Genomic DNA, 23336 nt, shown 5'->3' on the forward strand with positions numbered 1-23336 from the left:
CTCTTAACGCCCCCGAACACACTTGTCGTAGAGGTCGAGCAACCGGCCACCCCCGTCGTATGCCCGCTTGACCGGCCAGTAGGCAGTTCCGTTATAAAACCGCCAGAATTCATCCTCCGGGTAGAACGAAGTGGAGTACAGCGATTTATGCCCCTCCAGCTCGTGGACCCGGTTCTCGATCAGACGGTTGTGGTAACCGTCGAACTGCCCCCTGGGGAGCGGGACCGTTCCCCAGAAGCCGAAGTTGACATAGAGACGTCCCGGCTCCAGCGGGTAGAGGGGCCACTCGCCGGTGGACCTCAGCGGGCACATCCAGACCGGCGCCATCCCGACCTTGTCGTGGAAGAACTCCAGGAACTCGGCGCCGCGCTCGACGGGCACCTCGATGTCCTGGATGACCGACTCCTGCACGGGCAGGTCGCGCCAGCGGTCGACCCTGGCGATCACCCCGTACTTGCGGTCGAGGCCGACGAGCTTGCGGTAGACGTCCGAGCGCATCCACTTGCGCGGCATCAGGGACCGCACCAGCGCGGTCTGCACGCCGAAGGCGCGCGAGCACCAGAACCAGTCGGTGTCCCAGCGCCACAGGTAGTCGCGGACGGTGAGCCAGTCGCGGGTCCGGGTCTGGATCGACCGGTAGTAAATACGCATCCCGGTGTAGTCGGAGAGATACGGGGCATGCTCGGCGAAGCGGCCCACCGTGATGTAGAGCTCGCCGGGGCCGAAGAACGTGCCGTCGACGAAGTCGACGCGCTCTCCCTCGTACTCGCCGCGCTCGCAGATCTCGCGCATCGCGAGCATGCACTTGTCGGCGTCGCCGAACGGGATGTGGGTCAGCCTGACGTACGGCTGGACCGGTTTCAGCTTGATGCGGATCCGCAGGGCGTAGCCGAGCGTTCCGTAGGAGTTGGGGAACGCGCGGAACAGGTCGCGGTGCTCGTTGTCGTCACGGGCCACCACGATCCTGCCGTCGCCGGTGAGGATCTCCATCTCCTCCACCGACTCGTGCGGCAGCCCGTCCCTGAAGCTGGTGGACTCGATGCCGAGCCCCGTCACCGCCCCGCCCAGCGTGATCGTCTTCAGCTGCGGCACGACGTACGGCATGAACCCGTGGGCGAGCGTGGCGTCCACCAGGTTCTCGTAGGTCGTCATCCCCTGGACCTCGGCGGTCATCGCCACCGGGTCGACCTCGATCACCTGGTCCAGGTCCCTGGCCGACAGCTTCGCCGACCGGGCACCGTCCCTGAAGCGGAACAGGTTGGTGGTGGCCTTGGAGAGCCGGGGCACCGCGTCCCCCGGAATGGCGGCGTAGGACTCCCTGATCTGCTCCACCGCTTGACGGTGCGCCGACATCCCCGTCATCTGCCGCACGGTAATCACCCCCATGACCTCGTTGGAAAGATCGCCCCTAGGCACGTTATATCTCGGATGTCTCCGGAGCCAGGCAGGGCGCGTTAAACACGGGAAAACTCTACGACCGTCCTTCTTCCGATCTTCGACCGACCACCTCTTCAACCCCGTTCACCACGTTGACCACGGGCCGGCCCTCGATCGCGGCCTCCAGGTTGTCCAGCACGCACCGGATCAGGCGGCCGGTCGACTGAGGGGTCACCCCGGCCACGTGCGGCGAGAGCAGGACCCTCGGGCTGTCGCGCAGCGGGTCGTCCGGCGGCAGCGGCTCGGTGTCGAAGACGTCGAGCGCGGCGCCGCCCAGGTGCCCCGACTCCAGGGCGGACAGCAGCGCCGCCGAGTCGACCACCTGCCCCCGCGCCGCGTTGACGAGCAGCGAGCCCGCGGGCATGAGGGACGGGTCGACCAGCCCCCTGGTCTCCTCCGTCAGCGCGATGACCAGGACGAGCACGTGGGAGCTCGCGACCAGCTCGCCGAGCTCACGGTAGGCGTAGGGCACCTCGCGCGGCGTGCGGGTCCAGTAGGAGACCTCGCACCCGTGGGCGGCGAACATCCGGGCGGCGGCCTCGCCGATCGGGCCGAACCCGACGATGCCGACGCGCGAGCCGTACAGCTCGGCGGGTCCGAGGTCCAGCTGCGGCCAGCGTCCCGCGCGGACCGCGGCGTCGGCGTCGAGCAGCCGCCGCGACAGCGCGAGCGCGGCGGCGAGACACCACTCGGCCACCCCGATCGCGCTCACCCCCGCGGTGTTGGCCAGCGGCACGCCCGCCTCGGCGAGCGCGGCGAGGTCGTGCCCGTCCACGCCGACGGAGGGCTGCTGCACGAACGCCAGACGCGGCGCGGCCCGGACGGCCTCGGCGTCCAGGGCGAGCCCGCCGCTCCAGTCACCGACCACGATCTCGGCGTCGCCGAGGGCGGCGAGCAGCGACTCCCGGTCGCGGGCCGCGGGGACCGACACGACGACCCGGTCGCCGAGCGAGCCGAGCAGGTTGCGCACCGCCTCCTCGGGGAGCGGCGGCAGCGCGAGCAACTTCCAGGGCGCCTCACCCGCCTCCCCGGGGTGGAGGCCGCCGGGTCCCGGACTCCTTTGGGTCATGTCACTCGCCTCCAGGGGAAGGAACGGGAGCTCTGGGCGGGGAGGTCGCCGGGCACGCGGCCCGGACGCCCGCCGGGGCGGGTCACTCCCCTCCGCGGGGGTGGAAGCTGTCGAACACGCGGGTCATGAGAGCCTGCTGGGCGACCCAGTCGGCGTCGTGGGTGGTCCAGCTGAGCACCATGACCGAGTCGCCCACCTCGATGAACCGCCGCACCTCGTGGTAGGTCACCCCGGCCTCGGCCCAGGGGGCTCCCCCGCTGTCCTTCATGGTCCAGGTGAACTCCCACTGGAGCCCGGCGCCGTAGGCGAGAGGGATCTTGGCCGTGTCCTCGAAGTCGATCTCGCTCCACTGCGCCACGTTCTCCTTGACGGTCTCCAGGAGCGAGTCCAGGCCCTCGGCGCCGCCCTCCAGCGGCTCCACCGACAGGTGGGCGGCCCCGTCGCGGCGCAGCCACTGGGTGTAGCCCGTCTCGGCCGCCCAGTCGCCGGTCCATCCGGCCGGATAGCTGATGGACCAGTTCTCCGGGGGGCGGGCCCGCCACTGCTTCAGCCCTCCGGCGGCGGGCGCCGCCGTCCTGGTCCTGGTGGGCTTGGGAGTGGGGGTCGGGGTGGGGGTCTGCGACTCGGTCTCCTCCGCCGGCTCCGGCGTGGTCTCGGCGACGGTGGGCGCGGAGCGCGCCACCGGCCGCTGCTCGGGCTGCGACATCGCCACGGCCGCCGCGGCGCCCCCGGCCGCCAGGAGCACGACGGCCCCCACGATCAGCGGGAGCCGCCCTCCCCCGCGGCGGCCGGACACGGCCGAGTCGCCGGTGTCGTACCGGTCCCGCCCTCCGCCGTGGTGGGAGGCCTTGCCGATGCGGCTGAAGTTCTCCTCGGTACGGCCCGGGGGCCCGTACCCGCCGGTCCCTCCCGTACGGTGCCCCGCGGTTCCCCCCATCCGGTGTCCCGCGGTTCCTCCCGCACGGCGGACGGCGGTCTCCCCGGTACGGCGGGCCGCGGCCGACGGGTCGTTGACGACCTCCGCCAGCAGGGCGTCGGCCTGCTGGGCGGTGAGCCGGTGGGCGGGCTCCCGCTGGAGCATGCCGGTGAGCACCGCCCGCATCTCCAGGGGCACCACGCCGAAGTCGGGCTCCTCGGTGAGGAGCGCGCCCAGGGTGGAGATGGCGTCGCGGCGCTCGAACGGCCCATGGCCGACCAGGGCCGCGTAGAGGGTGGCGCCGAGTGCCCACAGGTCGGACCAGGGTCCGGCGTCGGTGCCGGTGGCGCGCTCGGGCGGCAGGAAGCTCGGCGAGCCCGTCACCATGCCGGTCTGGGTGAGCGAGGTGTCGCCCTCGATGACGGCGATGCCGAAGTCGGAGAGCACGGCGCGGCCCTCGGCGTCCAGCAGGATGTTGCTCGGCTTGACGTCGCGGTGCAGGATCCCGGCCTCGTGGGCCGCGCGCAGGGCCGACAGCACCTGGCGGCCGATGTCGGCGACCTGGTGCACCGGCAGCAGGCCGACCTCGTCCAGCCCGCGTGCCCTGACCAGCTCCATGACGATCCAGGGACGGCCGTCCTGCTCCGCCACGTCGTAGATCGCCACGATGCCGCGGTGGTTGAGCCTCGCCGCCGTCCTGGCCTCGCGGGAGGTGCGGGTCAGCTGGACCTGGTGCTCGGCCGGGGAGAGGTTGGGCGGCAGGAGCACCTCCTTCACGGCGACCGAGCGGTTGAGGAGGGTGTCGTAGCCCTCCCACACGACGCCCATCCCGCCCCTGCCGAGCTCTCGCAGCAATCGATAGCGCCCAGCGACCACCCGTTCACTGTGCGGATATGTCATCGCAAAACCCCTAGGTCCCATTCGGAGAGGGCGCAAGTTTCCCATAGACGCGCGGGCGCCACGCGACTCCGCGCGATGTGTCTTGCCATAGAAAGCCGAATGTTGTTCTACTTGGGCGGGAGGACGGCGGTGCCCGCGACGAGGCGGTCGCCCGGGTGCGCCGTACCCGACGAGAGCCGGAACGCACCCGAGGAGAATGCCGATGGAGCACGTGACCAGGAAGGGCCCGCTGGCCGGAGTCCGCGTGCTCGAACTGGCGGGGCTGGCCCCCGGGCCCTTCGCCGGGATGATGCTGGCCGACCACGGGGCCGAGGTGCTGCGCGTCGAGCGTGCGAGCGTCGTCGCCAGGGCCGGGGACAGGCCGCGCCCCGACGTGATGGACCGGGGCAAGCGGACGGTCGGCCTGGACCTGAAGTCCCCCGAGGGGGTGGCCGCGTTCAAGGAGCTGGCCCGTCACGCCGACGTGGTCGTCGAGGTCTTCCGGCCGGGGGTCGCCGAGCGCCTCGGCATCGGTCCCGCCGACCTGCACGCGGTCAACCCGCGCCTGATCTACGGGCGGATGACCGGCTGGGGCCAGGACGGCCCGCTCGCGCCGACCGCCGGGCACGACATCGACTACATCGCCGTCTCCGGCGTGCTGTCGATGCTGGGCCGCGAGGGCGAGCGCCCCACCCCGCCGATCAACATCCTCGGCGACTTCGCCGGGGGCGGCCTCATGCTCGCGTACGGCGTGCTGCTGGCGCTCATCGAGCGGGAGCGGACCGGCGAGGGCCGGGTGATCGACGCCGCCATGGTGGACGGCGCGGCGACGCTGTTCGCGATGTTCCACCACGGCGTGCAGACCGGCGGCTGGGGCCCGCGCGGCACGAACCTGCTCGACACCGGCGCGCCGATGTACGACACCTACGAGACCGCCGACGGCCGGTACGTGGCCGTCGGGGCGCTGGAACCGCAGTTCTGGGCGGAGATGACCACCCTGATGGGCCTGGAGGACCTGCCCGACCGTGACGACAGGTCGCAGTGGCCCGCGCTCCGCGAGCGGCTCGCCGAGGCGTTCCGGTCCAGGACCCGCGCCGAGTGGGAGGCGGTGTTCGACGGCTCCGACGCCTGCGTCTCCCCCGTGCTCGAAGGGGGCGAGGCCGCGGACCACCCGCACAACAAGGCCAGGGGCCTGTTCGTCGAGGTCGGCGGGGTGAGGCAGCCCGCGCCCGCGCCGCGCCTGCTCGGCGTGCCCGAGCAGGACCTCTCGCCCTCCACCCGGCTGGCGGACCTGTCCTCCTGGGGGCTGCCCGACGAGACGGCGGCGCGGCTGCGCGAAGCCGGGGTGCTGGCCTGATGGGCGGCGAGGCGGGCACGAAGACGGGCACGGAGGCAAGCGGGGACGTGGCGGGCGACGCTTCCGCGAACACCGCGAACACCGAGACGAAGGAGTACACCGAGAGCATGGCGGGTTCGGAGAGCACGAGGACCGAGGGCGGACCGGCGGGAATGGACGTCTTCGAGGCCCTCTACACGACCAGGGCGATGCGCAGGGTCAAGCCGGACCCGATCCCCGAGGAGGTCCAGCGGAGCATCCTGGACGCCGCGGTCCGCGCGCCCAGCGGCGGCAACGTGCAGAGCTGGCGTTTCCTGCTGGTGGACGACCTCGCGGTGAAGGAGCGGCTCGGCCCCCTCTACCGGGACGCGCTCGGGCGGCTCTTCGAGGGCCACTACAAGCTGATGCGCGAGAAGGCCGAGGCCGAGGGTGACGCCCGGACGCTCAACGTCCTGAAGTCGGCCAAACACCTGGCCGACCACTTCGAGGGCTATCCGCTGCTGCTGTTCGCGTTCGTCCGCAACGACCCGTCCGGCGGCTCGATCTTCCCGTCGGTGTGGAGCGCGCAGCTGGCCGCCCGCGCCCACGGGGTGGGCAGCGCGCTGACCAGCGTGCTCGGCATCTTCCACGCCGAGGAGACGCTGCGGGTGCTCGGCGTGCCCGAGGACAAGGGCTGGACACTGGCCTGCACCGTCACCTTCGGCTATCCCACCGGCCGCTGGGGCGTCGCGCCCCGCCGCCCGGCCCACGAGGTGAGCTACCGCAACCGGTGGGGCCAGGACGTGGGCTTCGAGGTTCCCGAGCCCCTGTGGCGCCCCGAGGACTGAACCCGGGCGGCCCAGGGCCGCCCGGTCGGACGCGCCATCGCGAACCGACCGGGCGGCCCGGCTCTTTTCCGGGCCCGATCGACTCCTCACGCCTGTCGTAACTGTGTCTCCATTCGTCGTAGGTGTTGATTCGAATGTAGTAGATGTACTACATTCATTCGCATGAGTACTGCATCACGTATCCACACCCCGCCACCAGCCGCGCGGCTCTCCTGAGCGGGGAGGGGCGCCGGAATGTCAGCGGAAGACGTCTACAACCGGATCTCGGTGCTGAGAGCCGAGCGCGGGATCTCGCGCAAGGATCTGGCGGCCGCGCTGGGGGTCCACTACCAGACGATCGGCTACCTGGAGCGCGGCGAGTACAGCCCGAGCCTGTTCCTCGCCATGCGGATCGCCGAGCACTTCGAGGTGCCGCTGGAAGTCGTGTTCTCCCTCAAACCGTTCCCCAGGCTCGGCAGCGGCCAGATCAGTTGACCCTCCCCGGCCGGAAGGCCGGGTCTCCTCCGGAGGTATTCGATGAACACGTTGAAGGAAAGCTGGCGTCAGACCCGTGTGGAGGTCATGCAGCGCGACTACCTGCCCGGCTGGTACGCCACCCGGGGCCGCAGGCGGCTGATCGCCTCGGCGGTGGTCCTCTCGCTGACGCTCCTGTGGGCGGACGTCGCCGTCTCCTGGGCCGGCGCGCCGAGTGACGGCGCCGACCTGTCCGACTTCGCGCTGATGGCGCTCAGCCTGGTCATCTACCTGCCGGCCGTCTCACTGCTCAACATCGCCACCCGCGGCGTCGTCGAGCTGTCCGAGCGTGACCTGGACGAGCGCCAGGTGGGCGAGCGCCTGCGGGCCGTCGCCATCGCCCACCGGGTCACGACGGGCGTCCTGGCCGCCGTCTTCGTCATGGCCGTCGCGCTGGGTACGGCGCAGGGCCGCGACTACTCCATGCCGGGGGACGCGGTCCTCGCCCTGGCACTCGCCCTGGGCCTGACGCACTTCGTGCTTCCGCTGGTCGTCTCTGGCTGGCGGCTGCCCGACCCGCCCGGCGACGACGCCTGAGCCCGTCCCGGTGGGCGAACCGGCCGGAGCGGCTCGTACGGCGGCGGGGTCCCGGCACGAAGGGACACGGCAGGGCACGGCGGGAAGGCCCGGTACGGCCACGGGGGCCGCACCGGTCCGCGCCGGTCCGCGCCGGTCCGCACCGCCCGGCGCACCGGCCGACCAGGCCGGCGCGCCGGGAACGGTCCCGCTCAGCGCATCGGGGACAGGACCGCCGCGTAGATGTCGGCGCCCCCCGGGTGGTGCACCTCCAGGTCGGTGGTGAAGGACCTCGGCGGGGTGCCCCCCGACTCGGTGTGCTTCCACAGTTGCTGCCATGCCTCCTGCAGGACGCCCGGCATCGGCCCGCGGGCCTCGATCTTCAACGACGGCACCCCGGGCACCCGTACCGCCACCATGCCCTCGGGCAGCGCCGCCGCGCTGCGCACGGCGACCCCGACGATCTGGGTGTAGGCGCCGTGGTGGTCACTCTCATAGTCGGTGAGGACCGCGTAGATGTTCTCGTCGACCCGTCCCGGCACGTGGGCGAAGGCCCCCGGGGATCCCGCCCGCGCCCAGAGCGCGCCGAGCCTCCCCCGGCCCTGCTCCATCTCGTCGGCGTTCGACGTCCGTACGGCATGGCCTACGACGAGCATCTCGGGCCGATCAACCACGATCACAATGCCTCCTCATGGCCATCCACTTATTCACGCAAACCGGATCTTAGCCTCCGGCCCGACCTGCCCGGTCCTCTTCGGAGACCTGGAAAAGGGGAACGCTCATCTCTGGCAATTCACGGGATAAGGTGGATCAACGTGAAATTTCTTAATGGGACGGCACCGGCCTACGACCTGACCTACAGCGACGTTTTCATGGTCCCGTCGCTCTCCTCCGTCGGCTCGCGGCTCGCCGTCGACCTCTCCAGCCGGGACGGCACCGGAACCACCATCCCCATCGTGGTCGCCAACATGACGGCGGTGGCGGGACGGCGGATGGCCGAGACCGTCGCGCGGCGGGGCGGAATCACCGTGATCCCGCAGGACATCCCGATCGACGTGGTCACCGACGTCGTCGACTGGGTCAAGAAACGCGACCTGGTCCACGACACGCCGCTGACGCTCACCCCGCACGACACCGTCGGCGAGGCGCTCAACCTGCTGCCCAAGCGGGCCCACGGCGCGATCATCATCGTCGACTGGGACAACCGCCCGGTCGGAGTGGTCACCGAGAGCGACTGTTCCGGCGTGGACATGTACACCCAGCTCTCGCAGGTGATGTCCGACCACCTGCTCACGCTGCCCGCCGGGCTCGACCCGCGCGAGGCCTTCGAGCGCCTCCACGGGGGCCGCCACCGGCTCGCCCCCGTCGTGGACGCGGAGGGCCGGCTGGTCGGCATCCTGACCAGGACGGGCGCGCTGCGCGCCACCCTGTACCGTCCCGCCGTCGACGACTCGGGCAGGCTCCGCGTCGCGGCGGCCGTCGGCGTCAACGGCGACGTGGCCGCCAGGGCCAAGGAGATCCTCGACGCCGGGGTGGACTGCCTGGTCGTGGACACCGCCCACGGCCACCAGGAGAAGATGATCAGCGCCCTGAGGGCGGTCCGCGCGCTCGGCCCGGACGTGCCCGTCGCGGCGGGCAACGTCGTCACCGCCGAGGGCGTGCGGGATCTCGTCGAGGCGGGGGCGGACATCCTGAAGGTCGGCGTCGGCCCGGGGGCCATGTGCACCACCCGGATGATGACCGGCGTGGGCCGCCCGCAGTTCTCCGCCGTACTGGAGTGCGCCGCGCAGGCCCGCGGGCTGGGCCGCCACGTGTGGGCCGACGGCGGCGTCCGCCATCCCCGCGACGTGGCCCTCGCCCTGGCCGCGGGGGCGTCCAACGTGATGATCGGCTCGTGGTTCGCGGGCACCTACGAGTCGCCCGGCGACACCCGCACCTCCGCCGACGGGCGCAAGTACAAGGAGAACTTCGGCATGGCCTCGGCCCGCGCGGTACGGCTGCGCACGGCCGAGGACTCGCCCTTCGACCGGGCACGCAAGGCGCTGTTCGAGGAGGGCATCTCCACCTCCAGGATGTATCTCGATCCGGCCATGCCCAGCGTCGAGGACCAGATCGACGCCATCGTGGCCGGCCTGCGCTCCTCCTGCACCTACGCGGGCGCCGCCACGCTGGAGGAGTTCCACGAGCGCGCGGTGGTCGGCGTGCAGAGCTCGTCCGGCTACACCGAGGGGATGCCGCTCCACCAGAGCTGGTGATCCACCCGTGGGAGCGCGGCGCCGCCGTGCGCGTGGCGCCCGCTCTCGCCCGTCACCCCCCGCAGGCCCGCGGCGTCTGGTCGTCGGGGTCGGCGTGGGTGCCGAAGGTGCGGCGCCGCTCCTCCAGCCACAGCGGTCTGCTCCGGTAGCGGGTGAGCCCGTACACCGCGGCGAAGGCCGCGAGCACCAGCAGCACCTCCACCATCACGATGAACACGATCATTTCCGATTCCTTCGTGACCCTGGCACCGGTGCCCGTCTCCCGGCTCCTACCGGTGTCATCTTCAAGAACCCTAACGGTAAGCCCTTACCGATGTCCAAATTGTCCGGATTTCTTTCCCGATTAATGGGGTTGGCTCGCCTACGGTTCCCAGGTCCGCCACTCGCGGCGAGATCCCGGCGGAAAGCACGCATCCTCCTACGGCCACGGGGTAGTCGGCCCGTCGAGCCATCTCCCACCCCCGAAAGGCGAGCGGACATGAATGGAACGCCCACCGGCCTGGACACGCAGGTCGTCGTGGACCGGAGGGTCCTGGCAGGCTACGACAACTACCTCGCGGCGCAGCGAACCGTGGACGCGCTCTCCGACGCGGGATTTCCCGTCGAGAACGTGGCGATCGTCGGCAGCGACCTGAAACTCGAGGAGACCGTCACCGGCAGGATGACCAACGGCCGGGCCGCGCTCACCGGAGCCGGGAGCGGCGCGGCCTTCGGCGCCGTGGTGGGCATGTTCCTCGGCCTGTTCACCTCGACCACGCTGTCGTTCTTCGTGCTCGTGCTCTGGGCGGCCCTGTGGGGTGCCGTGATGGGCGCCGCGTTCGGGTTCATCAACCACGTGTTCACCGGGGGCAAGCGGGACTTCGCCTCGCGCAGCGCGATCGTCGCCGGTCGCTACGACGTGCTGGTCGCGGCCTCGCACATGGACCACGCGCGGGCCGTCCTGGAGTCGACCCCCGGCCCGGCCGACACCATGGTGGTCGAGGTTCCCCCGTCCGCCGGCCTGTACGACCCGGCCGCCGCGGGCACCACGGCCCCCCGCCACCCCGTCCCCCCGCAGACGCTCGCCACCGACGTCCCCCCGCAGCCGACCGCCCCCGACATCTCGGGCCGTCCGGTCACCTCCGGCCTCCCCCCGCAGCCGGTCACCCCGGATCTCGCCCCGCGACCGGCCACCTCCGACCTTCCCGCGCACGCGGACGCCCCGGCCGGGCCCGCCACCGAGGACGCCCCGGCCCCCGCGGTGCCGTCGAGCACCTCGCCGGACATCTCGTCGGACACCCCGCGGGACACCGAGGAGCGCCCCGTCCCGGCACGGCCCGACACCGCCGAGCACCAGATTCCCGCTCAGCCCACCTCCCCCGACCGCTCCACCGCCTCGGCCGCCAAGGAGCGGCCCGGCTCCTGAGCCCTCGCACCGGAGAGGCCCGAGGCACGTACGAGAAACCCGGCGGGCGCCCCCAGGTCAGGGGGTGCCCGCCGGGTCGCGGCGGAGGGCGGCGGGGTGCCGTCGATCAGCCCTTGACGCTGCCCGCCAGCAGGCCGCGGACGAAGTAGCGCTGCATCGACAGGAAGACGATCAGCGGGATGACCAGCGAGACGAACGCCCCCGAGGTCAGGCGCTGCCACTCGTTGCCCTTGGTGCCGGCCATCTGCGCCAGCCGTACCGTCATCGGGGCGCTCTCCGGGGTGCCCCCGGCGAAGATCAGGGCCACCAGCAGGTCGTTCCAGACCCAGAGGAACTGGAAGATCGCGAAGGTGGCGAGCGCGGGCCCGACCAGCGGGAGGACGATCGTGCGCAGGACCTTCCCGTGACTCGCCCCGTCGACCCTCGCCGCCTCCATCAGCTCGCCGGGGAGCTCGGACATGAAGTTGTGCAGCAGGAAGATACCCAGCGGCAGCGCGAAGCAGGTGTGCGCGAACCAGACCTGGACGAACCGGGCCGGACCCTCCAGGTCCCAGGCGGGCATCAGCTGCACGCCGAAGACGGACACCCCCTCGGAGAAGAACGACAGCAGCGGCACGAGCGCCATCTGCAGCGGCACGATCTGCAGCGCGAAGATGCCGATGTAGATCCACTCTCGCCCGCGGAACGGCAGCCAGGACAGCGCGTACGCGGCGAAGGTGGCCAGGGCCAGCGGGAAGAGCACCGACGGGATCGTGATGACGATCGAGTTGATCAGGAAGCTCATCATCTGGCCGGAGGACGAGGAGGTGCCGAACAGGACCTCCTGGTAGTTCTCCAGCGTGAGCTGCGGGCTGGAGAAGAACGTCCACCAGCCGGTGGACTTGATCTGGTCCTCCGGGCGCAGCGAGGAGAGCAGCAGGCCGAAGGTCGGTGTGGTCCACAGGACGGCGATGACGATCGCGACGGCGCTGGCGACCCGGCCGCTCAGCCTCCGCCGTACGCGCTGTGGCGCGGTCGTCACCTCGGGCCGCACCACGGTCTGGGTCAACGTGGCCATGTGGACTCCTTCGCCCGCCGCGTGCTCGCGGCGCCGTGCAGGCCCGCTCGCCCGGTCACCTGACGGCCTCTCTGCGCTGGCGGATCTGGTAGATCACGATCGGGGTCACCAGGACGAACAGGAAGACCGCGAGGGCCGCGCCCTTGCCCGTCTCGCCGTACCGGAACGCCTGGTTGTACATCTCGTTGGCGATGACGCTGGTGTCGAACTGGCCGCCGGTCATGGTGCGGACGATGTCGAACAGCTTGAGCGTGCCGATCGACTGCGTGACCAGCACCACGATCACGGCCGGGCGGATCGACGGCAGCGTCACCCGGAAGAACATCTGCAGCGGGGTCGCCCCGTCCAGCTTGGCGGCCTCGACGATCTCGGCGGGGATTCCCTTGATCGCGGCGGAGAGCACCACGGTGGCGAACCCCGCCTGGATCCAGACCATGACCACGATCAGGAACAGCGTGTTGAGCGGCGCGTCCTGGAGCCACTGCCGCGGCTCGCCGCCGAAGGCGACCGTGATCTGGTTGAGCAGGCCGATCTGGTCCTGCTCCTCGGAGCGGTAGGCGTAGACGAAGCGCCAGATGATGCCCGCGCCGACGAAGGAGATCGCCATCGGCAGGAAGACCAGCGACTTGGCGAGCGACTCGAAGCGGGTGCGGTCGACCAGGACGGCGTAGACCAGCCCGATCGCGGTCACCAGCAGCGGGACGAGCAGCACCCAGACGAGGGTGTTGCGCAGGACGGTCACCGCCTCTGGCTGGGTGAACATCCAGGCGTAGTTGGCCAGGCCGACCCACTCCTTGCCGTCACCGCTCATGAACGACAGCAGGGTGGTCCGCACGGCCGGCACGACCAGGCCGATGGAGAGGAGCAGGAGGGCGGGCAGGAGCAGGATCGTGGCGTGGGTCCACGCGCGCCGCCGCATCGGGGCGCGGTCGACCAGCAGCAGGACCACCGCGACCACCACGAGGAACGCGGCGACGCCGATCAGCAGCTGGACGATTTTGGGTAGTTCGGCGGCGAAGTCGAAGTCCATCGGAGGATCTCCCGGAAGGATCGGGCCGGGCGGGCGACGGTCCGGTCCCGCGTCACGCGGGACCGGACCCACCGGGATTTATCAGGACTTAGGCCAGGAGGCTTCGATGTAGTCGAGGACCGTCTTGGTGTCCTTGCCGTTGATCCAGTCGGTCATGCCCTTCCAGAACGTGCCCGCGCCGACCGCGGCCGGCATCAGGTCCGAGCCGTCGAAGCGGAAGACCGTGCTCGGGTCCTGGAGCATCTCCATGGAGAGCTTGTCGATCGGGTTCTGGGCGTTGGCCGGGTCGACGCCCTTGCGCGCGGTGACGTAGGTCGCCAGCTTCATGCGGGTGGTGGGGAACTCCGCGCCGGCGAGGTAGGCCTGGACGGCCTGGACCTCGGGACGGTCGGTGAAGGCCGCCACGAACTCGCCCGCGCCGAGCACCGGCTTCTTGGCCGGGTCGTTGCCCGGCAGGTAGAAGGCGAACACGTCGCCGTCCTCGGCCACCTTGGTGCCCTCGGGCCAGAAGTTGGCGTAGAAGGACGCCTGGCGGTGCAGGGCGCACTTGCCCTCGGTGATCGGGACGCCGCCCTCCTGGAAGGCGGTGCTGGCGATCGACTTGACCGGGCCGTAGCCGCCGTTGACGAACTTCTCGTTCTTCAGGATCGCGCCGACCTTGTCGACCGCCGCGGTGACCTTGGGGTCGTTGAACGGGGTCTTGTGGCTCACCCAGTCGTCGTATCCCTCGGGACCGGCCTCCCTGAGCATGAGGTCCTCGATCCAGTCGGTGGCCGGCCAGCCGGTCGCGTCACCGGACTCGATGCCCGCGCACCACGGCTTGACGCCGCTGCCGGCGATCGTGTTGGTGAGCGTCATGAGCTCGTCCCAGGTCTTGGGGACGGCCCAGCCCTTCTCGGTGAACATCTTCGGGGAGTACCAGACGAAGGACTTCACGCTGGCGCCCAGCGGGGCGCCGTAGAAGACGCCGTCGACGGTGGAGTACTTGGCCCAGTCCTCCGACCAGCCCTCGGCGGTGAGCTTCTTCACCTCCTCGGAGGCGGGCTTGAGCTTTCCGGCCTTGGCGAAGCGCTCCAGGAGGCCCGGCTGAGGGAAGAAGGCGATGTCAGGGGGGTTGCCGCCGTCGGCGCGGACCTGGATCTGGGCCTCGAACTCGCCGGTGCCCTCGTAGGTGATCTTCATTCCGACGCAGTCGGCGAACGGCTTCCACGCCTGCTCGAAGAGGTCGGCCTCCGTGTCACGGATCGGCGAGTAGATGCTGACGGTCTTGCCCTCGTGCTTGCCGTACTGGCTGAAGGCGGCGCATTCGGGAGCGGCGCTGGCGCTGGCGCCGCCGCCCGCCGACGGCGCGGGGTCCGATGATCCACAGGCGGTGACGACCAACGCCAGCCCTATGGTGCCCGCCGCAAGGGCGGTGCGCCGAGGCCGAGAGAGGAGCGACATGGAACCTTCCTCCATTTACACAATTGCCGGGGAGTGTGAGAGCGCTCTCTGGAAGAATTGTCTGCCCACAACCTGATGTCAAGAACTGTGATATTACGGTTACGGTCTCAATTTTCTTGACACCATCAGTGCGATACCGTGATGCTCCAGAGAGCGCTCTCACGTGACATCCGAACAGAATGGGGCGGTGAGGACATGACCATGTCCGCCGAAAAGTCCTACGACCTTCAGGACTCCGGCGTGCTGAGGTTTCCCGAGGGCTTCGTCTGGGGCGCCGCCACCGCGGCCTACCAGATCGAGGGCGCCGCCCGGGATGACGGCAGGGGACCCTCCGTCTGGGACACCTTCTCCCGGACCCCCGGCAAGGTCCACGCGGGCCACACGGGGGACGTCGCGTGCGACCACTACCACCGCTATCCCGAGGACGTCGCGATCATGCGCGACCTCGGCCTGCACTCCTACCGCTTCTCCATCTCCTGGCCCCGCGTGCAGCCCGACGGATCCGGCCCGGTCAACCCGCGCGGCCTGGACTTCTACGACCGCCTCGTCGACGAGCTCCTGGCCAACGACATCACGCCCATCGTGACGCTCTACCACTGGGACCTGCCGCAGACCCTGGAGGACCGCGGCGGCTGGACCAACCGGGAGATCGCGGCGCACTTCGCCGACTACGCCGCGATCGCGCACGGCAGGCTGGGCGACCGGGTCGAGACGTGGACCACCCTGAACGAGCCCTGGTGCTCGGCCTTCCTCGGCTACGCGTCGGGCATCCACGCCCCCGGTCTCGCCGATCCCGCGCTGGGCTTCTCCGCCGCCCACCACCTGCTGCTCGGCCACGGCCTCGCCGTCCAGGCGCTGCGCGCCTCCGGCGCCGCCACGGTCGGCGTCACGCTCAACCTCTCCCCCGTGATCGGCGACGACACCCCGGCCGCCGAGCTCGTCGACGGCCTGCAGAACCGGATCTTCCTGGACCCGCTGCTGCGCGGGGAGTATCCCGCCGACGTCGTCGAGCGGGCCCGCCGCTTCACCGACTGGTCCTTCGTCCACGACGGGGACCTGGAGACCATCAGCGAGCCGATCGACCTGCTGGGCGTGAACTACTACCACCCGCAGACCGTGACCGCCCGCAGCGGCGAGCCCGCCAACCCGGTCTACCCGGGCAGCGAGGGCATCGCCTTCGGCGGGGCCGACGCGCCGCAGACCGCGATGGGATGGCCGGTCCAGCCGTTCGGCCTGACCGACCTGCTCCTGCGGCTCTCGCGCGACTATCCGGGCACCCCACTGATCATCACCGAGAACGGCGCCGCCTTCGACGACGTCGTCGAGGACGGAGAGGTGCACGACACCGGCCGTCTCTCCTACCTCGACGGGCACCTGCGCGCGGCGCACGCGGCCATCGAAGGTGGCGCCGACCTGCGCGGTTACCTCGTCTGGTCACTCCTTGACAACTTCGAGTGGGCCGAAGGGTACCGCAAGCGCTTCGGTGTCGTACATGTCGATTACGCGACGCAACGCCGCACTCCCAAGGACAGCGCCCTGTGGTACAGCGAGGTCGTACGCCGGAACGGGCTGTGAGGGCCCGTCCAACCCTGGAGAAGGTGGCCGCCCGGGCCGGCGTGTCCCGGGCGACCGCCTCGCGCGTGGTCAACGGCTCCACGCGCGTGGCACCGCAGATCCGCGACGCGGTCAACCGCGCCGTGGAGGAGCTGGGCTACGTGCCCAACCAGGCGGCGCGGAGCCTGGTCACCCAGCGGGCCGACTCCATAGCGCTCGTCTTCCCCGAGCCGGCGACCCGCGTCTTCTCCGACGACCCCACCTTCGCCGGGATCATCCGCGGGGTCAGCATGGAGATCGAGGAGGCCGACAAGCAGCTCGTGCTGATGCTCACCGGCATGGCGGGCGGCTACCAGCGGGTCGAGCGCTACGCCACCAACGGCCACGTCGACGGCGTGGTCATCGCGTCCATGCACGGCACCGACCCGCTGCCGGGCATCCTCGCCAGGCGTGGGGTGCCGGTGGTGTGCAGCGGCCGGCCGACCGTGCCCAGCAGCCTGCCGTACGTGGACATGGACAACGCGGGCGGCGCCGAGCGCGCGGTGCGGCACCTGATGGAGCGGGGCAGGCGGCGCATCGCCACCATCGCGGGACCGCAGGACATGATCGCCGGGATCGACCGGCTCAACGGCTATCGCGCCGTGCTGCGCGACTCCGACCGCCGCTCCATCGTCGCGGTCGGCGACTTCACCCGCGAGTCGGGGACGGCGGCGATGCGGCAGCTGCTCGCCGACGACCCGGAGATCGACGCGGTGTTCGTGGCGAACGACCTGATGGCGCTGGGCGCGCTGACGGCCCTGCGCCAGGCGGGCCGGCGGGTCCCCGACGACGTCGCGGTGGTCGGCTTCGACGACATCCCGGCCGCGTCCTACACCGAGCCCCCGCTGAGCACCGTCAGGCAGCCGACCGTCGAGATGGGCCGGAGGCTCGCCCGCATGGTCCTCGACCTGGAGGAGAAGTCACAGGTGATGCTCCCCACCGAGCTGGTCGTCCGGGGATCCACCGGGTCCTGAACACCGGCCGGGCCGCACCCCCGGCCCGTCCTCCAGCGCCGCCCTCCGGGGGCGTACGGCCCGGATCCCGGCCGGGACCGTGAGTCCGACCGGGGCCCGGGCCGGGGACTACGAGGACGCCCGGACGACCAGCTCGGTGGACACGATCACCGGCTCGGCGGGGCCGCCCTCGAAGAGGGAGAGCAGCAGGCGGACCATCTCCGCGGCCTGCTCGGCGTGCGGCGTGTGGACGGTCGTCAGCGGCGGGTCGGTGTAGCGGGCGGCCTCTATGTCGTCGTAGCCCACGATCGCGACCTCCTCGGGGATCCGCCGGCCCGCCTGGCGGAGCGCGTGCATCGCGCCGATCGCCATCAGGTCGTTCGCGGCGAAGACCGCGTCGATCTCCGGGTCGTCGGCGAGCAGCTGCCGCATCGCGACCGCCCCCGACTCGCGGGTGAAGTCGCCGACCGCGATGATCGAACGGCGGTCGGAGTCGCGGAGCACCTCGCGGTACCCGGCCAGCCGGTCCTGCCCGCCGATCATGTCCAGCGGCCCGGCGATGGTGGCGATGCGCCGCCTGCCCCGCTCCAGCAGGTGCCGCACGGCCGTGGCGGCGCCGTCGACGTTGTCGTTGTCGACGTACGGCATCGCGACCGGCACGGCGGGCCTGCCGTAGGAGACGACCGGGACGCGCAGCCGGGTGAGCGCGACCGGCAGCGGGTCGGCGCCGTGGCTGGACACCAGCATCACGCCGTCGACGTGGCCGCCGGCGATGTAGTGCTCCACCCGGGCGTGACTCTCCGGCGACCCGGCGAGCAGCAGCACGACCTGCTTGTTGACGGCCTCCAGCTCCAGGCTGGCCGAGCGGATGACGGTGGAGAACATCGGGTCGTCGGAGAACACCCGGTTCGGCGACTCCGAGACGACCAGGGCGACCGAGTTGGTCGTCTGGGTCACCAGGTTCCTCGCCGCCCCGTTGGGGACGTAGCCGAGCTCGTTCACCGCGCGCATGACCAGGTCCCGGATGTCGGCGGTGACCGTGGTCTGGCCGTTCACCACCCGGGAGACGGTCGACCGGGAGACCCCGGCACGGGCGGCGACCGCCTCCAGGGTGGGTCGTCTCATCGTGTTCTTCCCCTATGGTCGATTACAGTCCGTTACGGGTGATGACATCGCGGTACCACAACGCGCTGTCCTTGAGCAGGCGCCGCTGGGTGGCGAAGTCGACGTGCACGATCCCGAACCTGCGCCGGTACCCTTCGGCCCACTCGAAATTATCCAGCAGTGACCAGACCAGGTAACCACGCACGTCCGCCCCGTCGGCGATCGCGGCGTGCACGGCGCGCAGGTGGCCGTCCAGGTACTCGGTCCTGCGGACGTCGTGGACGCGGCCGTCCTCCACGACGTCGTCGAAGGCCGCGCCGTTCTCGGTGATGAGCAGGCCGACCTCCGGATAGTCGTCGGAGAGCCGCACCAGCAGGCGGGAGAGCCCGTTCGGCACGATCGGCCAGCCCATCGCGGTGGCGGGCACGCCGTCCGCGGGGCAGAACCGGATGTCCTCGCTGCCCGGCCACGCCGCGTCGGCCGCCTCGCCGGGACCCGCCTCCACGACGCACGGGTTGTAGTAGTTGATGCCCAGCAGGTCGATCGGCTGGTTGATGGTCGCCAGGTCGCCGTCCCAGATGTGGCCGACGCCGCCGTTGCGCCCGACGATGTCGAGGAACTCCGCGGGATACTCCCCGCGCAGCGCCGGGTCGACGAACTGCCTCACCAGCAGGGTGTCGACCCGGCTGACCGCCTCCGCGTCCGCCTCCGAGGTCTCGGCCCCCGGGTCGTCCACCTGCGCGGGGGTGATCACCGGCGACAGGTTCAGGACCAGCGAGATCTCCTCCGCGCCGCCCTCGCGGAGCGCCCGCGCCGCCATCCCGTGCCCCAGCAGCAGGTGGTGGGCCGCGCGGAAGGCCGCCGCGGCGTCGGTCCTGCCGGGCGCGTGCACCCCGTTGCCGTAACCGAGGAAGGCCGCCACCCACGGCTCGTTGAGGGTCGCCCAGTTGCGGACCCGGTCCCCCAGCCGCGCGTGCACGGCCGCCGCGTACTCCTCGAAGCGGTGGGCGGTGTCGCGCTCGGGCCAGCCGCCCGCGTCCTCCAGCGTCTGCGGGAGGTCCCAGTGGTAGAGGGTGGCGTACGGCGTGATGCCCGCCTCCAGCAGCCGGTCCACCAGGCGGCTGTAGAAGTCGAGGCCGCGCGTGTTGACGGGTCCCTTGCCGTACGGCTGGACGCGCGGCCAGGCCACCGAGAAGCGGTACGCGGCCAGGTTCAGCTCGGTCATCAGCCGGATGTCGTCGGCGTGGCGGAAGTAGTGGTCGCACGCCACGTCGCCGGTGTCACCCCCGACGACCTTGCCCGGGGTGCGAGAGAAGGTGTCCCAGATCGAGGGCTCGCGGCCGTCCTCCTTCACGGCTCCCTCGATCTGGTAGGACGCGGTGGCCGCGCCCCAGACGAAACCGGTGGGGAAGTCCGCACGCCCTTCCGTAAGGGTGGCCCCCCGAGTGCCGACGACGGTCATCCCTTCACCGCTCCCTGCATGATTCCTCCGATGATCTGTTTGCCGAGTAGAGCGAACACGATGACCAGCGGCAGCGTGCCGAGCGTGGTACCCGCCAGGCCGAGCACGTAGTCGTTGACGTATCCGCTGGCCAGTGTGGACAGGGCGACCTGGACCGTCGGGTCCTCCGGGGTCAGGACGACCAGCGGCCAGAAGTAGTCGTTCCAGACCGACATGAAGGTGAGCATGCCGAGCACGGCCGCCGCCGGGCGGGCGGCCGGGAGCACGACGTGCCAGAACAGGCCCCAGGTGCTGCAGCCGTCGACGCGCCCCGCTTCGAGCAGCTCCGTCGGCAGTGCCCGGGAGAGGTACTGGGTCATGAAGAACACGCCGAACGCGTTGACGAGCGCGGGCACGATCAGCGCGTACATGGTGCCGGTCCACTCCAGCTTCACCATCAGCATGTACAGCGGGATGATGCCGAGCTGGGTCGGCACCATCATCGTCGCCACGGTGAGCAGGAGCAGGGCGTTGCGGCCGCGGAAGCGCAGCTTGGCGAAGGCGAATCCGGCCAGCGTGGAGAAGAACATCACCGCGAGCGCGACGGAGCCGGAGACGATGACGGAGTTGAGCATCGCCAGCGCGAAGGGGACCGTGTCGAAGACGCGGGCGACGTTGGCGAAGAAGTTGCCGCCGGGGATCAGCGGCGGCGGCACGTCGGCCAGGGCCGCGTTGTCGCGGGAGGCCACCACGATGCTGTAGTAGAGCGGCAGCATGGAGAAGAACGCCACCGCGGCCAGCGTGAGGTAGGTGAGCCTGCGGGCGGCGCCGCCGGAGCGCCGCCGGACCGCGGGGACGGCGGTGTGAGCGCTCACGTCAGCCCTCCCTTCCCGCGACGGGTGAGCAGATAGTTGATACCGGCGACCACCACGATGAAGACGAACATCATCCAGGAGATGGCCGAGGCGTAGCCGAAGTCAAGCTTGGTGAAGTTCTCGTAGATGAACAGTGAGAGCGTCTGGTACTGCCGGTCCACCCCGCCGGTGATGATGTAGGAGCTGAACAGCAGCGGCTCGGCGAGGATCTGCATCGCGCCGATCGTCGAGGTGATGACGACGAAGATGATCGTGGGTTTGATCATCGGGATGGTGATCTTGCGGAGCTGGGTCATCCCGCTCGCGCCGTCGATGGTGGCCGCCTCGTACAGCTCGCGCGGCACGGCCTGCATCGCCGCGAGGAAGATCAGGGCGTTGTAGCCCGTCCACCTCCACATGATCATGGTGGAGATGGCGAAGTGGGAGCTGAGCACCCCCTCGTTCCAGGCGATGCCGTCCACCCCGACCAGCGAGAACACCCAGTTGATCATGCCGAAGTCCCGGCCGAACAGCTGGCTGAAGATGACCACCACCGCGACCACGCTGGTCACGTTGGGCAGCAGCAGCGTGATACGGAAGAAGGTCTGCGCCCGCAGCGGCCGGTTGAGCAGGTGGGCCAGCCAGATGGCGAGCAGCAGCTGCGGCGCGGTGGACAGCACCCCGATGGACAGGGTGTTGAAGGTGGCGTTCCAGAAGTAGTCGTCGGCGAGCAGCGTCCTGAAGTTCTCCAGGCCGACGAAGGTCTGCTCGTCCTGGAGCAGCGTCCACTCGTGCAGGCTCACCCAGGCGGTGTAGGCCAGGGGGAACAGCCCGAACGCGGAGAAGAGCAGGAAGAACGGGGCCACGTAGGCGTACGGCGAGCCCTTGACGTCGAGTTGGTGGACCAGGTGGCGGCGAAGGCGGGGAGGTCGCTTCGGCCGGTCCGGGGGGACCGCCGCCAGGCGATCGGGCGCGCGGGTGGCCATGGCAGCTCCTTTCGGCGATTCGTTGGACGGCGGGGGACGTGCGGCCCGTCGCGGAGGCACACGGGGGGCACGCGGGAGGCGTGCGGCCCGTCGCGCCGGGAGCCACACGGCTCGCCGGCACGGGAGGCGTGCCGCTCACGGGGACCGGAGAGGCGGACCCTCGCGGGGACGGGCGTGCGGCTCACGGGGAGCGCGTGCGGCCCACGGGGACCGGGGCGTGCCCCTCGCGGGGAGCGGGCGGCACGGGCAGGTGGCCGACCGGTGCGAGACCAGCCGGCCGGAGGGCGACTACTTGATCCTGCCGACGTCCTTGAGCGCCTGCGCCCAGGCCTCCTCGGCGTTCTGCTTGCCCTGGTCGACCCGCTGGAGGCCGTTGCCGATCGCCTGCAGGACGTCACCGGCCTTGGGACCCACGGGCTGCGGCTTGAGCGCCTTGGCGGCGTCGGTGAAGATCTTGCCGATCGGCGCGTTGCCGAAGTACGGGTTGACGTAGTCCTTCACCGCCGGGTCGTCGTACAGCGCGGGCAGCGAGGGCAGCGCGCTCGCCTCCTTGAAGAGCTTGATCTGGCTCTCCTTGCTGGTCAGCAGGTCGATCAGCGCCGCGGCCTCCTTGGGGTGCTTGCCCTGCTTGGGCAGCATCAGGTGGGTACCGCCCTGGTTGCCGCCGCCGCCGGGCACCGCGGCGATGTCCCAGGTGCCCTCACCGGGCTTCTGGTCCTTGATGGTGCCGGTCTTCCAGGCCGGGCAGACCATGGTGGCGAAGGTGCCCTTGGCGATGCCGGTGTTCCACGGCGGCGAGAAGGCGGCGAGGTTGGCCGACAGACCGGCGTCGATCATCTTCACGCCCGTGTCGTACGCCTTGCGCACCTCGGGGTTGGTGGCGGCGACGATGTTGTACTGGGCGTCGTAGAAACCGATGGGGGCCTGCTCGACCATGGCGCGGAAGTGCTCGCCGGGGCCGTCGGTGAACTTGGCGCCCTCCACCTTGCCCGCGACGAACTTCTTGCCGGTCTCGATGTAGGCGTCCCACGTCGGCCAGAGCGCCGAGACCTCTTCGCGGTCGGTGGGCAGGCCGGCCTTCTTGAACAGGTCGGGGCGGTAGCACATGGCCAGGCCGCCGACGTCGGTGCCCAGGCCCAGGAGCGAGGCGCCGTCGTTGGAGACGCCCAGCTTCCACTTCCAGTCGAGGTACTCGCTCTCGCGCTTGTCGAGGCCGTACTCCTTGAGGTTGTAGAACTTGTCCGGCACCGGGGTGAAGGCGCCGATGTAACCGCCCTCGACGGCGACCACGTCCGCGGCGCCCGCGCCGGTGGTCAGCTGGGTGATGAGGTTGGTGTGGTGGTCGTTGAACTGCGCGCGGCGCTCCACGATCTCCACGTTGGGGTGGGTCTTCTTGAACTCCTCGTACAGCGGCGCGTAGTGGAAGTCGCTGAACAGCCCGACGGTCAGCTTGATCTTCTCGGCCGGCGCGGAGGCCGCTCCGCCGGTCCCGGTGGTCTCGGCGTCACCGCCGCCGCAGGCGGTCAGGCCCAGGGCCAAGGCGGAAACGGCGACCATCGGGGCGAGGAACCGCTGGCGTAACTTACGCATGGAACCCTCCTAGGGTCCTCATAAGTGATCATGGAGAGAGCGCTCCCTGAGCAGATTGATGCCAAGCGGGTTACGTGTCAACGGTCCCCCCGACGTCGATCGGAGTCCGGGGATCAGCTTTTTACGGAGAGC

General features: G+C 70.6%; 21 protein-coding genes. 8 read left to right on the forward strand and 13 right to left on the reverse strand.

From position 1 onward, the window contains the following. Positions 1 to 3: 3 nt before the first annotated feature. The 3 genes from ACFFRH_RS30240 to ACFFRH_RS30250 all read right to left on the reverse strand — a co-directional run bounded on the left by ACFFRH_RS30240 (position 4) and on the right by ACFFRH_RS30250 (position 4322). On the reverse strand, positions 4 to 1353 hold the full coding sequence (locus tag ACFFRH_RS30240; protein ID WP_386161115.1) for an FAD-binding oxidoreductase: 1350 nt from the start codon (positions 1351 to 1353) through the stop codon (positions 4 to 6). 118 nt (positions 1354 to 1471) lie between these two features. Continuing rightward, positions 1472 to 2506 (reverse strand): NAD(P)-dependent oxidoreductase, encoded by a 1035-nt coding sequence (locus ACFFRH_RS30245; protein ID WP_344750002.1) that lies wholly within the window; start codon positions 2504 to 2506, stop codon positions 1472 to 1474. Positions 2507 to 2588: 82 nt separating this feature from the next. Continuing rightward, entirely contained in the window at positions 2589 to 4322 is a 1734-nt protein-coding gene (locus ACFFRH_RS30250) for a serine/threonine-protein kinase (RefSeq protein ID WP_386161087.1), read from the reverse strand. A gap of 202 nt (positions 4323 to 4524) precedes the next feature. Between ACFFRH_RS30250 and ACFFRH_RS30255 the strand changes: the two genes are divergently transcribed. The 4 genes from ACFFRH_RS30255 (at position 4525) to ACFFRH_RS30270 (ending at position 7514) form a co-directional block, all read left to right on the forward strand. Further along, entirely contained in the window at positions 4525 to 5658 is a 1134-nt protein-coding gene (locus tag ACFFRH_RS30255; RefSeq protein ID WP_386161088.1) for a CaiB/BaiF CoA transferase family protein, read from the forward strand. Beyond that, positions 5658 to 6464, forward strand: a complete 807-nt coding sequence (locus ACFFRH_RS30260; RefSeq protein ID WP_344749999.1) for a nitroreductase family protein — start codon at positions 5658 to 5660, stop codon at positions 6462 to 6464. The genes ACFFRH_RS30255 and ACFFRH_RS30260 overlap by 1 nt, the downstream gene beginning before the upstream one ends. A 234-nt stretch (positions 6465 to 6698) precedes the next feature. Beyond that, the gene (locus ACFFRH_RS30265) at positions 6699 to 6938 is read left to right on the forward strand and encodes a helix-turn-helix transcriptional regulator (protein ID WP_344749998.1); all 240 of its coding nucleotides are present in this window, start codon (positions 6699 to 6701) and stop codon (positions 6936 to 6938) included. Positions 6939 to 6980: 42 nt separating this feature from the next. After that, positions 6981 to 7514 carry a hypothetical protein gene (locus tag ACFFRH_RS30270; protein WP_344749997.1) on the forward strand — a complete coding sequence of 178 codons (534 nt, stop codon included), beginning with the start codon at positions 6981 to 6983 and terminating at the stop codon, positions 7512 to 7514. Between the two features lie 191 nt (positions 7515 to 7705). On the opposite strand, the gene ACFFRH_RS30275 is transcribed toward ACFFRH_RS30270, so the two are convergent. Then, positions 7706 to 8173: a GyrI-like domain-containing protein gene (locus tag ACFFRH_RS30275; protein ID WP_344750018.1), complete on the reverse strand. Its 468-nt coding sequence runs from the start codon at positions 8171 to 8173 to the stop codon at positions 7706 to 7708. A 135-nt stretch (positions 8174 to 8308) separates the two neighbouring features. On the opposite strand from ACFFRH_RS30275, the gene ACFFRH_RS30280 reads away from it, so the two are divergent. Then, the gene (locus ACFFRH_RS30280; RefSeq protein WP_344749995.1) at positions 8309 to 9748 is read left to right on the forward strand and encodes a GuaB1 family IMP dehydrogenase-related protein; all 1440 of its coding nucleotides are present in this window, start codon (positions 8309 to 8311) and stop codon (positions 9746 to 9748) included. A gap of 52 nt (positions 9749 to 9800) precedes the next feature. On the opposite strand, the gene ACFFRH_RS30285 is transcribed toward ACFFRH_RS30280, so the two are convergent. Further along, positions 9801 to 9971 (reverse strand): hypothetical protein, encoded by a 171-nt coding sequence (locus ACFFRH_RS30285; protein WP_344749994.1) that lies wholly within the window; start codon positions 9969 to 9971, stop codon positions 9801 to 9803. 255 nt (positions 9972 to 10226) lie between these two features. Here ACFFRH_RS30285 and ACFFRH_RS30290 point away from each other — a divergent pair, with 255 nt between their 5' ends. After that, a complete protein-coding gene (locus tag ACFFRH_RS30290) occupies positions 10227 to 11153 on the forward strand; it encodes a YflT domain-containing protein (protein WP_344750019.1) in 927 nt (308 codons plus the stop codon). Between the two features lie 106 nt (positions 11154 to 11259). Here ACFFRH_RS30290 and ACFFRH_RS30295 read toward each other — a convergent pair whose 3' ends face one another. The 3 genes from ACFFRH_RS30295 to ACFFRH_RS30305 all read right to left on the reverse strand — a co-directional run bounded on the left by ACFFRH_RS30295 (position 11260) and on the right by ACFFRH_RS30305 (position 14683). Beyond that, positions 11260 to 12210 (reverse strand): carbohydrate ABC transporter permease, encoded by a 951-nt coding sequence (locus ACFFRH_RS30295; protein ID WP_344749992.1) that lies wholly within the window; start codon positions 12208 to 12210, stop codon positions 11260 to 11262. Positions 12211 to 12265: 55 nt separating this feature from the next. Continuing rightward, a complete protein-coding gene (locus ACFFRH_RS30300; RefSeq protein WP_386161089.1) occupies positions 12266 to 13240 on the reverse strand; it encodes a carbohydrate ABC transporter permease in 975 nt (324 codons plus the stop codon). 81 nt (positions 13241 to 13321) lie between these two features. Continuing rightward, entirely contained in the window at positions 13322 to 14683 is a 1362-nt protein-coding gene (locus tag ACFFRH_RS30305) for an ABC transporter substrate-binding protein (protein WP_386161090.1), read from the reverse strand. A gap of 195 nt (positions 14684 to 14878) precedes the next feature. Here ACFFRH_RS30305 and ACFFRH_RS30310 point away from each other — a divergent pair, with 195 nt between their 5' ends. Then, the gene (locus ACFFRH_RS30310; protein WP_386161091.1) at positions 14879 to 16258 is read left to right on the forward strand and encodes a GH1 family beta-glucosidase; all 1380 of its coding nucleotides are present in this window, start codon (positions 14879 to 14881) and stop codon (positions 16256 to 16258) included. Continuing rightward, the gene (locus ACFFRH_RS30315) at positions 16255 to 17250 is read left to right on the forward strand and encodes a LacI family DNA-binding transcriptional regulator (RefSeq protein ID WP_386161092.1); all 996 of its coding nucleotides are present in this window, start codon (positions 16255 to 16257) and stop codon (positions 17248 to 17250) included. The genes ACFFRH_RS30310 and ACFFRH_RS30315 overlap by 4 nt, the downstream gene beginning before the upstream one ends. 108 nt (positions 17251 to 17358) lie before the next feature. Here the strand turns inward: ACFFRH_RS30315 and ACFFRH_RS30320 are convergent, their stop codons facing one another. The 5 genes from ACFFRH_RS30320 to ACFFRH_RS30340 all read right to left on the reverse strand — a co-directional run bounded on the left by ACFFRH_RS30320 (position 17359) and on the right by ACFFRH_RS30340 (position 23204). Next, the gene (locus ACFFRH_RS30320; protein ID WP_386161093.1) at positions 17359 to 18354 is read right to left on the reverse strand and encodes a LacI family DNA-binding transcriptional regulator; all 996 of its coding nucleotides are present in this window, start codon (positions 18352 to 18354) and stop codon (positions 17359 to 17361) included. 22 nt (positions 18355 to 18376) lie between these two features. Continuing rightward, positions 18377 to 19795 (reverse strand): GH1 family beta-glucosidase, encoded by a 1419-nt coding sequence (locus ACFFRH_RS30325; RefSeq protein ID WP_386161094.1) that lies wholly within the window; start codon positions 19793 to 19795, stop codon positions 18377 to 18379. Next, positions 19792 to 20550 (reverse strand): carbohydrate ABC transporter permease, encoded by a 759-nt coding sequence (locus ACFFRH_RS30330; protein WP_329094169.1) that lies wholly within the window; start codon positions 20548 to 20550, stop codon positions 19792 to 19794. The genes ACFFRH_RS30325 and ACFFRH_RS30330 overlap by 4 nt, the downstream gene beginning before the upstream one ends. A 95-nt stretch (positions 20551 to 20645) precedes the next feature. Then, positions 20646 to 21614, reverse strand: coding sequence for a carbohydrate ABC transporter permease (locus tag ACFFRH_RS30335; RefSeq protein WP_386161096.1), 969 nt, complete (start codon positions 21612 to 21614; stop codon positions 20646 to 20648). Between the two features lie 288 nt (positions 21615 to 21902). After that, positions 21903 to 23204 (reverse strand): ABC transporter substrate-binding protein, encoded by a 1302-nt coding sequence (locus tag ACFFRH_RS30340; protein WP_344747983.1) that lies wholly within the window; start codon positions 23202 to 23204, stop codon positions 21903 to 21905. Between the last annotated feature and the right edge of the window lie 132 nt (positions 23205 to 23336).

This window comes from Streptosporangium vulgare (assembly GCF_042428775.1).
In the GTDB taxonomy this organism is placed as follows: domain Bacteria; phylum Actinomycetota; class Actinomycetes; order Streptosporangiales; family Streptosporangiaceae; genus Streptosporangium; species Streptosporangium vulgare.